The organism is Bacteroidota bacterium (assembly GCA_018831055.1).
In the GTDB taxonomy this organism is placed as follows: Bacteria; Bacteroidota; Bacteroidia; order Bacteroidales; family B18-G4; genus M55B132.
This window is the reverse complement of sequence record JAHJRE010000103.1, coordinates 1-13,380: the sequence shown is the minus strand read 5'-3', so window position 1 is coordinate 13,380 and position 13,380 is coordinate 1. Positions and strand designations below refer to the sequence as shown.

The window sequence follows — 13,380 nt, the reverse complement described above, 5'->3', positions numbered from 1 at the left end:
GTAAATGAAATCACTCACAGGAACAGATTTTCGCTTTCCCAAACAAAAAAACGTTTATAAAGGAAAGGTCAGGGATGTATATAACATCAACGATGAACTGCTCATCATGGTCGTCACCGACAGGATTTCGGCATTCGATGTCGTTCTGCCCAAAGGTATCCCATACAAGGGGCAAGTCCTCAACCAGATAGCAGCAAAATTCCTGGATGCTACTTCATCCATAGTACCAAACTGGATGCTCGCCACTCCCGATCCAATGGTTATGGCAGGACACTTCTGCGAACCTTACCCGGTGGAAATGATCATAAGGGGCTATCTTACCGGTAGCTCCTGGAGAACCTATAATAAAGGCAGCAGGGAAATATGTGGCGTTCCAATCCCCGATGGAATGAAAGAGCACCAGCGTTTTGATCATCCCATCGTTACGCCAACCACCAAAGCAAAGGAAGGTCATGATGAAGATATTTCAAAGGAAGAAATTATCAGCCAGGGACTTGTAAAACCAGGCGAATATGCTCTTCTCGAAGGCTATACCAGGAAACTGTTTGATAAAGGTAATGAAATAGCCGATAAACATGGCCTCATCCTTGTTGATACCAAATACGAGTTCGGAAAAGTCGGGAATACAATATACCTGATAGATGAAATCCATACTCCCGATTCTTCCCGGTATTTTTATAAAGACGGCTACCAGGAAAGATTTGAAAAAGGAGAAAATCAAAGACAGCTTTCCAAGGAATTCGTCAGGGAATGGCTTATGGAAAGAGGCTTCCAGGGCCAGACAGGCATGGAGGTTCCTTTTATGCCCGATGATTTCGTGGAATCGGTTTCAGAACGCTATATCGAACTGTTCGAGCATATTACCGGCGAACCATTTGTAAGGGCCGATATCAACCATGTGGCGGAACGCGTTGAACACAACATAAGGGAATTCCTGAAACAATACTTTTCATGACAGACAAGCAAGCTGCGTTTATCCCCTTCAGCCCACCCAGGGTTGACCAGAAAACCATAGATGAGATCATTGACACCCTTCATTCAGGATGGATCACAACCGGTCCGAAAACCAAGCTTTTTGAAAAAAAATTAACAGAATACGGAGGGCACAAAGCCACTCTTTGTACCAGCTCTGCTTCTGCAGGCCTGGAACTTATGCTCCGTTGGTTTGGAGTAGGACCTGGGGATGAAGTTATCATTCCTGCATACACCTACTCCGCAACCGCCAACGTGGTGGTACATTGTGGCGCAAAACCGGTGATGGCAGATATTGGAAGCGATTTTAACATTACCTTAGGAAATATTCGCAAGGCCATTACCCCACAAACCAAGGTTGTTATGCCCGTCGACCTGGCAGGATTCCCATGCGACTACGACGGTATCAATGCCCTGGTTCAGGAAAATTCTATCAGGAAACTTTTCACACCGGTCAACACGGTCCAGGAAAAACTCGGAAGAATACTGGTCCTCTCCGATGCCGCCCATTCCGTTGGGGCTGTTTATAAAGGAAAGAAAACCGGAAGCCTGACTGATATCAGCGTTTATTCCTTCCATGCCGTCAAAAATCTTACCACCGCTGAAGGTGGGGCCGTATGCCTGAACCTTCCCGAACCCTTTAATAACGAGGAGGAATACAAGTATTTGTGCATCAAAAGTCTTCATGGCCAAACAAAGGATGCATTAGCCAAAGCTCAGATAGGAAACTGGAAGTATGATATCATTGAAGCCGGCTATAAATACAACATGACCGACATCCAGGCATCCATGGGTTTGGTGGAACTGGAAAGGTACGATAACGATATGCTGCCTCGGCGTAAACAAATATTCGATGCATATCGTGACCGCCTCTCAAAGTATCCCTGGGCGGAAATCCCTGTCTATGAAACCCCGGAAAGGCAATCGTCTTATCACGTCTTTCTTCTGCGGATAAAAAACATAACAGAAGAAACCAGAGATAAGATCATTCAGGCAATCTTCTCCCGTAATGTCTCTGTCAATGTGCATTTCATACCCCTTCCATTGCTCAGCTTTTACAGGAATAACGGATATAGAATCAATGATTATCCTGTCTCTTACGATTCCTTTTCACGCGAAATCAGCCTCCCGGTTTATTATGACCTCAACGACCAACAGGTTAATACCGTGCTGAACGCAGTGATCGCATCGGTGGAAGAAAACGTTCATGGATGATGAAAAGGATTTTCGATACCATAATATCCCTGCTTGCTCTTATTTTACTTATTCCGCTTTTTCTCTTCCTTATCATATGGATTATCATCGACTCCCATGGCGGTTTCTTTTATGTGCAAAAACGGGTTGGCAAATCAGGAAAGGATTTCGGACTCCTTAAGTTCAGGACCATGTATACTGGTTCCGACAGCAAAGGATTGCTTACCGTAGGAATGGAAGATCCACGCATCACAAAACCCGGGAAGATTCTCAGAAAATATAAGATGGATGAACTCCCCCAACTTTTAAACGTGATTGCCGGTCAGATGAGCATCGTTGGACCAAGACCGGAAGTCAGAAAATATGTTGAATTGTATAACGATGATCAGAAAAAAGTCCTTGAAGTCAGGCCCGGACTTACCGATTACGCCTCGTTGATGTATATGAATGAAAATGAAATCCTGGGAAGCAGTCCTGACCCCGAATATGCTTATATCCACGAAATCATGCCTGCCAAACTTGAACTCAACCTGAAATATATCCGGGAAAAAAGCTTCACAACCGACCTGAGAATTATTATAAAGACCATTCGGGGAATAATATCTTCAAAACCAGACTAATCCAAAGCCATTAGCAACCTTGTAAGCTCTAAAGCTTTTTCAGGATTACCGCTATTTTTATACTGATTGGCCAATTCTTCCATCATCCGGCGGATAATTACTTTATTGCGGCAACCAACATAATATCTTACCTGGTCTTTTAATGTCATTTGCTTTATATACAACTCTATTTCATTCCTGGTAAATAATGCTCCCTTGTTAAACGGATTTATATAAAATATCACTTTACGGTCTTCTTCCAAACTATTTTCTCTCAGGTTGCCCTCAAGGTATGCCAGGACAAAATGACGCGGCAGGTCTACTCCGTAAACAGGCATCCCAAGACTCTGGGCAATAATAATATAAAGCGCGCCAAGAGATATCGGATTGCCTTTTTTTGACTCCAGCATGACATTAAGATAATAGTTCTCCGGAGCATTGATGTTCAGCTTGTTTCCTGTAAAACCACAGATATCGTAAAGAATATGGTTCATAACTTTCACCTTCTCCAAAGCGGTAAGGTTCTGGTTCAACTCCAGCCAGACATCCTGGCTGATACGACCTATATGCCGCATGATGTTTTCGGCATTCAGGTCCGGATACTGAAATTTTGATATAAGTATATATCCCTTTAAAAGATCATTTCCTCCCTGCTGCGCCCATATACCCAATTCTGCATAAAGATTATCAAGCTGTATCGTGTGTATGATGCCTTCAATCCTCTCCTGGATCAGACCATCAAATGAGCTTTCCCACGCTCCCTCAAGCAATGGAATGGCATCAAGACCGTAACAGAATATCTTGTCGCGGATACGTGAATAAATATCCGTGTCCGGCTCATCCAGTAAACGGATTAAAGCCATTAATTCCTTATTTTTATTATCTTCGTGAACCATGCATGGATTGATGACCTAAAATTAATAAAACAATCAGCCTGAAAAATTATTTTCAAAACATACCAGGACAAGTTATAAACACATGGGTACTCCCTTTTGTTTGCCGCATAAAACCAGTGTTTATAGCAATTATAATTCTGGTGGCTTTGTTGTTTTCCTGTTGGAACTCTGAAAAACAACCTGTCCGCTACCGCATAAATCCTGCCAAAATTGTTACCAGGAAAAACCTGACAGAAACCCAGAAAACATTCCTGGCAGATTTCCTCCCGGAAATTTATTACGAAAATGAACTCATCCTCCTCGATAGAAAAGATGTGGAAAACTACCTTTTAAAAATCAGAAAGAATAAAAGATTAAAAGGAAAAGAAAAACATAACCTTAACAGGATCTTGCTGGATTACAGAATGAAAAGAATTCCCTGGGATACATTGACCGACACTTCCAGAATAATTAAGCGTATCGACAGCCTGATGTACCGGGTGGATATTATACCTGTCCGGTTGACAATGGCTCAGGCCATTATCGAATCGGGCTGGGGAAATTCACGGTTTGCCAAAGATGGGAATAATTATTTCGGAATCCATTGCTTCTCACCGGGATGTGGTATGAAACCCGGAAATCACTCAGGAAACCGGTTTGAAGTTATGACTTTCCCCTCCAGAACAGCTTCAATACAGTACTACTTCCGTACATTAAATACCGGTTACGCTTATGAAGGATTGCGAAAAATCCGGGCAAACCTGAGAAAGGAAGGCAAAAATCCGGATCCCTTCCTGCTGATGACGGGGTTGGATAGTTATTCCCAAATCGGGGATAGTTACGATCGTCTTATTACCAAAATTATTCAGGATTACCTGCCGCAGGATATACCTTCGCTACTTGAACCTATCGACTAATGCCACTACAATCCTTCTAACAATCCCAGACAGCTTTCAATCATGCGTTTAATAACTTTCTCCGGATCTTCAATATAAACCCCTGTATTTCGGTTCGCCAGTACGGAGCAGACAGTCACCGCTTCGTGTCCCATCAACCCGGCCAGAGCATATAGGGCGGATGATTCCATCTCCATGTTCAGAACATTTATTCCTTTGTAGCTATAGGAACCGAGAATTTCGAGAAGATTTTTACAGTAGGGTTCAATCATCAGGTTTCTTCCCTGGGGAGCATAAAAACCCGGTGCAGTAATTGTAGTACCCAAAATTCCAGCTGGTTTTAACAATGAAATCAAGGTTTCTGAACCTTCAACCAGATAAGGATGCACGCTGGGTAATGAATGTTCAAAAAGCCTGTCCAGTTCAGGATCTTTTAAGGATACATTCTCACGATAGAAGAATATCAGATTGTCGAGACCAATGGAATAACGGCTGATCACAGCTGTACCTAAAGGGATTGAAGGAACTATCCCACCTGAGGTTCCCAGACGTATCAGCTTCAGCGAAACCGGATCCTGCCTCCTCTTACCCGAGGAAAGGTCAGCATTGAATAAAATATCCAGTTCATTGACAACAATATCAATATTATCGGTACCTATACCCGTTGAGATTACCGAAATCCTTTTATCTCCAATCCATCCTGTATGAGTCAGGAATTCACGCTTCTCCACTATGGTTTCAACCCTGTCAAACATAGAGGACACCACGGCAACGCGTCCCGGATCACCAACCAGCAGAATGGTTTCGGCGGCCTGATCTCTTACAAGACCCAAATGATAAACACTTCCATCAGGATTAAGAATCAATTCCGAAGCAGTATAATTTTTCGGCATAAAATAATATCTTTGCAAACAGGCAAATTTACACATTATGAAGCGTAATTTTAACTCCATCCTGGTAGCAACCGATTTCTCGGAAAAATCGCTGGCAGCTCTCGAAGAATCATATAACCTGGCCAAACTGACCCGGTTGAAGATCACCTTGATCCATGTGATAAGAGATTCCGGCCAGTCATTGCTTTCTGTTTTCGAATCCGATAATTCCAGGAAACTGCAAAAGGAATACGAAGATCAGATCAGAGCAGAACTCATCCGGGTTGCGGAAGATGCCTCAAAAAAAAGCGGAGTCCCGGTTAATGCGGTTATCTCAAGAGGCAAAGAATACGATAAGATACTGAAATCCGCAAAACTCCTCGAATCAAAATTCATCGTGATGGGATTAAATGCCGAGCCTTTTGCAGTCAACAAAGATTATATCGGCAGCATCACCTCCAAAGTGATCCGGAACGCAACCTGCCCCGTGATCACCGTTAACAACAAACATACTTTCGATGGTTGCCGCAGCATCCTGTTGCCCCTCGACCTGACCCAGGAAACAAGACAAAAAGTGACAAACGCGATCGAACTCGCTAAACTCTTTGGTTCCAGGATCAAAGTAATGTCAGTACTTACATCTCCTCACGATAAAGAAGAAACCAACCGCCTGGAGATTCAGATGAACCAGGTGAAAAGATTTATTGAAGATAGTAATATCCCGGTCACAGCCGAACTGGTTGAAAAATCCCCCGATGCCAATTCACCCGCACCCGTTATTCTTAAATATGCGGAAGAACAGGGAGATATAGACCTGATCATGATCATGACCCAGAAGGAATCCGGTTTGATCGAGTATTTTATTGGTTCCTCCGCCCAGGATATCATTTCCCGCTCTAAGGTACCGGTTATGTCGATAATCCCTCAACAACTCGGGTTTATTTCCATCTTTTCATAATGATTTCGGAAATCATCAACATCGGTGATGAACTCCTGATTGGTCAGGTGATCAATACCAATGCTTCCTGGTTGGGTGAACAACTTAATCTGGCAGGTATACGTGTGGAAAAAATGACCGTTGTGGCCGATAACCATCAGGCTATCATGCAATCACTCAAAGATGCAGCCGCCGGCAATGCCGAAATTATCCTGATCACAGGTGGATTGGGCCCTACCCGTGACGACATTACCAAAAAGGTGCTTTGTGAGTTTTTTGATACACGTCTGGTTTATCATGAAGATACCATGCAAAACATCGTCAACCTGTTTGCCGGAAGGTTCCTGAAAATCAGGGAAAGTAACAGGCAGCAGGCTGAAATCCCTGAAAATTGCATACCTCTGCCCAATTATAATGGTACCGCACCGGGAATGTGGTTCGAAAAAGATGGTAAAATATTTGTTTCCATGCCCGGCGTTCCTTTCGAAATGAAACCCATCGTCCTCGAACAGGTTATTCCCCGCCTGGCTGAAAGACCGGGTATCTCGGTGATCATCCACAAGACGATCCTGACCCAGGGTATGGGAGAATCAATGATCGCGGAAAAGATTGTATCCTGGGAAGACAGGTTGCCGGAACATATGAAGCTGGCCTACCTCCCCCAGCCTGGAATAGTGAGATTGAGGATATCTGCAGCCGGAGATGATAAAGTCATCCTGGAAAAAGAAGTTGAAGAACAGGTAGAAAAACTTAAACATTTTATTCCGGATATAATCTTTGGGTACGGACAGGATACACTTGAATCGGTTACCGGAAACCTATTGAAGGAGAAAGGTTTCACCCTATCATCCGCTGAAAGCTGCACAGGTGGATATATTGCCCATCTGATCACCAGCGTCCCCGGCAGCTCTGCCTACTTTAAAGGATCAATCATAGCCTATTCCAATGAGATCAAAACCTCAGAACTCGGGGTTCCTGAAGATGTGTTATTGAATTATGGAGCTGTAAGTCAGGAAACAGTGTTAATTATGGCTTCTAATATCAGGAAAAAGTTACGCACCGACTTTGCCATTGCTGTATCAGGTATTGCAGGTCCCGATGGGGGAACCCCATCCAAACCGGTAGGGACAACCTGGATCGCCGTGGCAGGTCCTGCAGGAGAAACATCCCGGCATTTCCTGATGGGAGAAAACCGAGAACGAAATATCCGAAAAGCTGCTCTGGCAGCCCTCGATATGCTGAGAAAAGAGATACTGAAATCCTGATGTTATCGACTATGAACAAGCCTGATGGTAGTTTCCTCCTTCCTGTCACCATCATCACTCACCATCCTTAGAAGGTAAATGCCCGCTGCCAGGTCACACGGATAATCCCTTCCTTGCTGAAAATAAATATCATGGATCCCCGGAATTAGCTTTATTGATGATTTGGATGCAATGATTTTACCCTGGAGATCATGCAGACATAACTCAGTGTTTTGCTCATGGTTTACCTCGATTCTTAAACAAATCTTGTCACGGAAAGGATTGGGATAGGGCATCAAAGTATTTAAATCATCTGCCGCCGGCAATGATGTCAATATGCTTTTTATTAGCTCGATACCTTCTCCGGTTCCCAGGTTTCTTGAATACAGCTTATCTATATGATTATTCCAATGTTCATGTACGCCCATACTTGCAATGTAAATCCCATCGCCATCGGGGTCGTAAAGTATCCCTTCTGCCCAGTTGGCCGAATCGGCAGCCTGGTGCAGATAATCATCCGTTCCTTCCATGTGGGCATACAGATCAAACTCCGCCTGCACAAAATCAAGACATACACTTTCTATGGCAACATGATCCTGCGAAACAAACAGTGACGAGGGATAATCCCCCAGAAAAGGATCCATCTCCCAGGGTGCAGGATCACTCACCGGAAATTCTCCACCCCATAAACCGTCAACCACAAACAACATTGTCTTCTCCCCCAAGTCCTTATGCTGCATGAGGTCCACCAGGTTCCTGTATTTCCCGTACCCCAGGTTTTCAAAACCATTAACAGTCGGGCTGGGTAACGAGTAATGCAGATGCATGGCCATGTCGCGGCAAATCGATCCGAAATGGTTCTTGGCACAAAAAGTCACCCCTGCACAATCGTGCTGCTTCAAACAACCGATATTTATCATGTATGAGGCATTAATATAGCATTGAGGCAACATATCCGTTTGAGTGCCATCACTGTAAAACATAGCCGGTTCCGGTGTGGGCTGGATCAACTCCCGCCCAAGCGTCCCCTGCCAGTCTACATAGTGTACATCAGGAAAGGCAGTGTGACACATATCCCAGTAATGATCAAAGAAAAGCCGGATAGGATCTCCTACATATATGTCCGATTGCTCAACACCTGCTACATTGACCAACAAATCCAAAAGACTCAGGATCAAATGAGGAGAGGTGTCGATCATCCCGATCTCGCTTATCTTTTCATAGGACTGTGTGTTCACACAACCCCAGCCTCCGCTGCATATATTTACCTTTACCATGATCTTCTCACCGGCAGTATATCCATGGTCCCCGATGCCCAACCGGCGGTTGTGAAAGCGGAAAAGCGAATCCAATGCCGCTCCATCATCCTGGGCTCCCGATAGTTTTTGTATGGCATCGGAAAGCATGATATCCACTTCCTCCTGGTTGGTATTTTCGTCCTGCCACCAATAATCCCCTGGCCCATTGGTGCAGTTCTCATTCGTAGCCATGGGATTCCATACCCATACTACCCTGCCCGGATAATATCCACGGGCAATGCCCATAGGAATATTAGGATTTTCAATCCCTCGGATATATGATTTTCCGGCACTGATCTGGTTAAATGGTTGAAAAATCCATATAAAAGATGCAAAAATGAAACCCAGTACCAAAAGGTTCTTTCTCACTGGATACCCTTCCTGAATACCCCTTCTGAACGAAACCAGCAAACCTATGGAAGCCAGAAACCCTGAGACATAGGTCACGAAAGCCGCTGCAAATGGAGCAGCCGCCTGCACACAAGGATAGGAGGCACGGCTGGGCTTGGGAACTACCCGGATAATATACCAGATAGTTGATAAAATACCCAACAGAAAAAAACCGTAACGCCATTTTTTAGAAAGGAACCATGATTTTTCTTTTTGAAATCGTAGTTCCCCGGGAAAAGTTAATTTAGGGAACATGGCCATTGTGTTAAATGTGTTGATTTGTAAAAATAAGAATAATACTCCGTCTTATGATAATTTAATTACGAAATGTGCTTGAATAATTGAAAAAAAATACCGTTCTTTGCACTCCATTTTTCACGACGAATTATTTAAAGCTAAGAAAATGTCACGGATTTGCGAAATAACAGGTAAGAAAGCCATTGTAGGAAACAAGGTTTCACATTCCAATATTAAAACCAAGAGAAGGTTCAACCCTAATCTCCAGGTAAAGAAGTTTTATATCCCCGAAGAAGACAGATGGATCACCCTGAAAGTTTCTGCTGCCGGTATCCGTTTCATCAATAAAGTCGGGATTACTTCCGCTCTTAAGGAAGCAAGGGAAAAAGGATTTCTTACAAGATAATAAGGTACTTAATGATAATCTCAGTGCTGTTACCCAAAAAGTAACAGCATTTTTTTTATCTGCAAACCGCTGTTATTAACCAAAAATAATTACGGGATGAGTTCGTTTAAAATCTTTGGATAACTTTACCGTTTCAATCATTACCTGCGGATGCCGTACATCAGAAAAATAAATTTGCTACTACTTTTTATCCTTTTGTTTTCCGAAGCATTTTCACAGGAAGTCAAACGAAACCACGATCTCGTGCAATTTACCGGGGTCATCCTCACTGCCGACAGCCTTCACCCCATTCCTTTTGCTCATGTTATTGTTACCCGTGGCTATCGGGGTACTGTAAGCGATTATAACGGATATTTCTCGTTTGTTGCCAGGAAAAACGATACCATCGAGTTTTCAGCCATCGGATTTAAAGATGAGTTCTTTGTCATCCCGGATACCATCAGCGACCATCGTTATTCTATTATCCAGGTTATGGCCACCGATACTATATACCTATCAGAAACAGTGATTTATCCCTGGCCAACCAAGGAAGCATTCAAAGAGGCCTTCCTGTCGCTCGAAATTCCGGATGACGACCTCGAAATAGCCAGGCAAAACCTGGATAAAGATAATATTTACATCCGTCTGGATAATATGAGAACCGACGGCAGTGTTACCTATAAATATACACTGAACAATTACGTGGATAAGCTTTATTATAACGGTCAAACCCAACCCATTACCATCCTGAACCCCTTTGCTTGGGCGGAATTTATCAAGGCTTGGAAAGATGGGAAATTCAAAAGGAAGAATTAGGATGATGATGGGAAAATACATTGTTTCACTGGTTTTGTTAATGACAATAGGATTGAGCTTGTTTTCCCAGGAAAATGCCATCCTTACCGGCAGGATCTCCAATGAAAAGGGTAATCCCGTTGAATTCGCAAATATATCCCTGATGGGATTTCCAGGGGGAACTACAACAGACTCCAAAGGAAGGTTTAAGCTGGCAGTCCCGGCCAACACCAAACTTACCCTCGTAATTTCTTTTATCGGTTATAAAACTGTTTCATACAATATTGAGCTGCCTTCAGGCCATACCGAGGAAATCAACGTGATCATGCAACAAACAGCCACGGAATTACCCGATGTGGAGGTGGTCGATAAGCAGATCCGGAATACCAACCTCATCCGGCTGGATCCGAGAATAGCCACCAAGATCCCAACCATGACGGGAGGCATCGAAGAAATGATCAAAACATTACCCGGTGTTTCTTCCACCAATGAACTAAGCTCACAGTATTCTGTGAGGGGAGGCAATTACGATGAAAACCTGGTCTATGTCAATGGCATTGAGATCTACAGGCCATTCCTCATCCGGGCCGGACAGCAGGAAGGCCTGAGTTTTGTCAATTCTGCCCTGGTGTCTTCCATACTTTTTTCGGCCGGTGGCTTTGAAGCTAAATATGGCGACAAAATGTCGTCTGTCCTAGATATACAGTATAAAAAACCAACGTCCTACGCCGGATCTGTCCAATTAAGCATGCTGGGAGCCCAGGTCCATGCCGAAGGTGCTCCCGCCGGAGGAAAGCTCGGATTCCTTATCGGAGCCAGATACCAAACCAACCAGTACTTCCTGAAAGGACTGCAAACAGAAGGCGATTACAAACCCCGCTTTGGTGATGTGCAGGCACTGATCAGCTATAAACTGAACCCTAAATGGGAATTATCGCTCCTCGGTAACTATTCCATTAACTCTTACCAGGTTGTACCCAGTAACCGTGAAACCAACTTCGGTACTATTAACGAAGCTTACAGACTGAATATCTATTTCGAGGGCCAGGAAATTGACCGCTTTGAAACCATGATGGGAGCCCTTGCCGCTGATTATCAAGCCAATGAAAACCTGCAGCTAAAGTTTATCACATCCTTTTTCCAGACCTGGGAAAGCGAAACATACGATATCCTAGGGCAATACTGGATAGGAAGACTTGAAACCGATGCAGGGAGCGAACAGTTCGGAGATGTTGTTGAAGCCCAGGGAGTAGGCTCCTACCTTGATCATGCCAGAAATTATCTGGAAGCATCTGTTTTTAATCTGGAACATAAAGGGAACTATACAATCAACAATAAATATCTGCAATGGGGGCTGAAATATCAGCGTGAAATGGTTAGCGATCAACTTAACGAATGGGAAATGGTTGATTCGGCAGGGTTCTCCATCCCTACCCCCTCACCTTCAGTGGGCTCGCCTGATCCTTATAATCCGGAACTTAACCTCTTTTATGCCCTGCGGTCAGACGATATCAACTTATCCTCAAACCGCTATATGGGCTTTGCACAAAATACCTGGAACTTCATCCTGAACAATGAGTCTAACCTTTTTATCACCGCAGGTTTACGTTTTAATTACTGGGACTTGAACCGCCAGTTCCTTGCAAGCCCCAGGGTCTCTATAGCTTATAAACCATTCTGGAAAAGGGATTTCGTTTTCCGCTTTGCTAGCGGTTATTACTATCAACCGCCCTTTTATCGCGAACTCCGCGATCCCGGTGGGAATATAAACCGCAACATCAAAGCACAAAAATCCATCCACTTCGTCGGAGGTATGGATATAAACTTCCTGGCCTGGCAGAGACCTTTTAAGTTCACTGCCGAAGCATATTATAAATATCTCGACGATCTTATCCCCTATGAAGTGGATAACGTAAGAATACGGTACAGCGCAAAAAATAACGCCCATGGCTATGCCTATGGTCTGGATTTCAAGATCAACGGCGAATTCATCAAGGGAGTGGAATCCTGGGCCAGCCTTTCCCTGCTGAAAACTATGGAAGATATCGAAGACGATTACTACTATGAATATTACAACGCGAAAGGAATTAAAATTATCCCGGGCTATACTGCCGACCAGGTCGTGACCGACAGCGTGAGAACCGAACCAGGATATATTCCCAGACCAACAGACCAACGCCTGAATTTCGCATTGTTTTTTCAGGATTACCTGCCCAGAAATCCCTCCTGGTCAATGTATATCAAATTATTGTTCGGAACCGGCCTGCCCTTTGGTCCTCCAAACAATAACAAATATTCCGACACGCTTAGATACCCGTCCTACAAAAGAGTAGATATTGGGTTTGCCAAACAAATCATCGGAGAAAACACCAAATTCAATCCCAAAAATCCTTTCCGCTTTTTCAAATCCTTATGGGTTAGCCTGGAAGTGTTCAATCTCTTCCAGATCAGGAATACTATATCCTATTTGTGGGTAAAAGATGTGAGCGGTAGACAGTATGCCGTCCCGAATTACCTAACCCCACGGCAGATAAATCTGAAAATTGTAGCAGATTTCTAATGAAATTTTGCTAACTCCCCTTCTTCGGATCGAAAAAATCAAATCCATTGAACAAAACAAAATCTCTCTTGTTAAATAGATTGAATTTAAATTATAAACCAGATTAATTAAAAAAGATATTATTAT

Annotated in this window: 12 protein-coding genes; 9 read left to right on the top strand and 3 right to left on the bottom strand. The window is 43.6% G+C overall.

What is annotated here, in order from left to right:
* Window positions 1-4: 4 nt before the first annotated feature.
* From KKA81_06390 to KKA81_06380, 3 genes are read left to right on the top strand one after another with little or no spacing between them, the layout of a single operon-like run.
* Window positions 5-955, top strand: a complete 951-nt coding sequence (locus KKA81_06390; protein MBU2650544.1) for a phosphoribosylaminoimidazolesuccinocarboxamide synthase — start codon at window positions 5-7, stop codon at window positions 953-955.
* Window positions 952-2,187, top strand: coding sequence for a DegT/DnrJ/EryC1/StrS family aminotransferase (locus KKA81_06385; protein MBU2650543.1), 1,236 nt, complete (start codon window positions 952-954; stop codon window positions 2,185-2,187). Before KKA81_06390 ends, KKA81_06385 begins: the two co-directional genes overlap by 4 nt.
* The gene (locus tag KKA81_06380; GenBank protein ID MBU2650542.1) at window positions 2,184-2,786 is read left to right on the top strand and encodes a sugar transferase; all 603 of its coding nucleotides are present in this window, start codon (window positions 2,184-2,186) and stop codon (window positions 2,784-2,786) included. Before KKA81_06385 ends, KKA81_06380 begins: the two co-directional genes overlap by 4 nt.
* On the opposite strand, the gene KKA81_06375 is transcribed toward KKA81_06380, so the two are convergent.
* Entirely contained in the window at window positions 2,783-3,628 is an 846-nt protein-coding gene (locus KKA81_06375; GenBank protein ID MBU2650541.1) for a transglutaminase-like domain-containing protein, read from the bottom strand. The genes KKA81_06380 and KKA81_06375 overlap by 4 nt on opposite strands.
* A gap of 149 nt (window positions 3,629-3,777) precedes the next feature.
* Here KKA81_06375 and KKA81_06370 point away from each other — a divergent pair, with 149 nt between their 5' ends.
* Window positions 3,778-4,557: a glucosaminidase domain-containing protein gene (locus KKA81_06370; protein ID MBU2650540.1), complete on the top strand. Its 780-nt coding sequence runs from the start codon at window positions 3,778-3,780 to the stop codon at window positions 4,555-4,557.
* A gap of 5 nt (window positions 4,558-4,562) precedes the next feature.
* Here KKA81_06370 and KKA81_06365 read toward each other — a convergent pair whose 3' ends face one another.
* Window positions 4,563-5,429 carry a nucleoside phosphorylase gene (locus tag KKA81_06365; GenBank protein MBU2650539.1) on the bottom strand — a complete coding sequence of 289 codons (867 nt, stop codon included), beginning with the start codon at window positions 5,427-5,429 and terminating at the stop codon, window positions 4,563-4,565.
* A gap of 37 nt (window positions 5,430-5,466) precedes the next feature.
* Here KKA81_06365 and KKA81_06360 point away from each other — a divergent pair, with 37 nt between their 5' ends.
* Both KKA81_06360 and KKA81_06355 read left to right on the top strand, forming a co-directional pair.
* Window positions 5,467-6,366, top strand: a complete 900-nt coding sequence (locus KKA81_06360) for a universal stress protein (protein MBU2650538.1) — start codon at window positions 5,467-5,469, stop codon at window positions 6,364-6,366.
* Window positions 6,366-7,610 carry a competence/damage-inducible protein A gene (locus KKA81_06355; protein ID MBU2650537.1) on the top strand — a complete coding sequence of 415 codons (1,245 nt, stop codon included), beginning with the start codon at window positions 6,366-6,368 and terminating at the stop codon, window positions 7,608-7,610. Before KKA81_06360 ends, KKA81_06355 begins: the two co-directional genes overlap by 1 nt.
* Before the next feature lie 2 nt (window positions 7,611-7,612).
* Here KKA81_06355 and KKA81_06350 read toward each other — a convergent pair whose 3' ends face one another.
* Window positions 7,613-9,532 (bottom strand): DUF362 domain-containing protein, encoded by a 1,920-nt coding sequence (locus tag KKA81_06350; protein ID MBU2650536.1) that lies wholly within the window; start codon window positions 9,530-9,532, stop codon window positions 7,613-7,615.
* Between the two features lie 148 nt (window positions 9,533-9,680).
* Here KKA81_06350 and rpmB point away from each other — a divergent pair, with 148 nt between their 5' ends.
* The 3 genes from rpmB (at window position 9,681) to KKA81_06335 (ending at window position 13,254) form a co-directional block, all read left to right on the top strand.
* Window positions 9,681-9,920: a 50S ribosomal protein L28 gene (rpmB, locus tag KKA81_06345; GenBank protein ID MBU2650535.1), complete on the top strand. Its 240-nt coding sequence runs from the start codon at window positions 9,681-9,683 to the stop codon at window positions 9,918-9,920.
* Between the two features lie 150 nt (window positions 9,921-10,070).
* Entirely contained in the window at window positions 10,071-10,715 is a 645-nt protein-coding gene (locus KKA81_06340; GenBank protein ID MBU2650534.1) for a carboxypeptidase-like regulatory domain-containing protein, read from the top strand.
* Window positions 10,690-13,254 (top strand): TonB-dependent receptor, encoded by a 2,565-nt coding sequence (locus KKA81_06335; GenBank protein MBU2650533.1) that lies wholly within the window; start codon window positions 10,690-10,692, stop codon window positions 13,252-13,254. The genes KKA81_06340 and KKA81_06335 overlap by 26 nt, the downstream gene beginning before the upstream one ends.
* The last annotated feature ends 126 nt before the right edge of the window (window positions 13,255-13,380 follow it).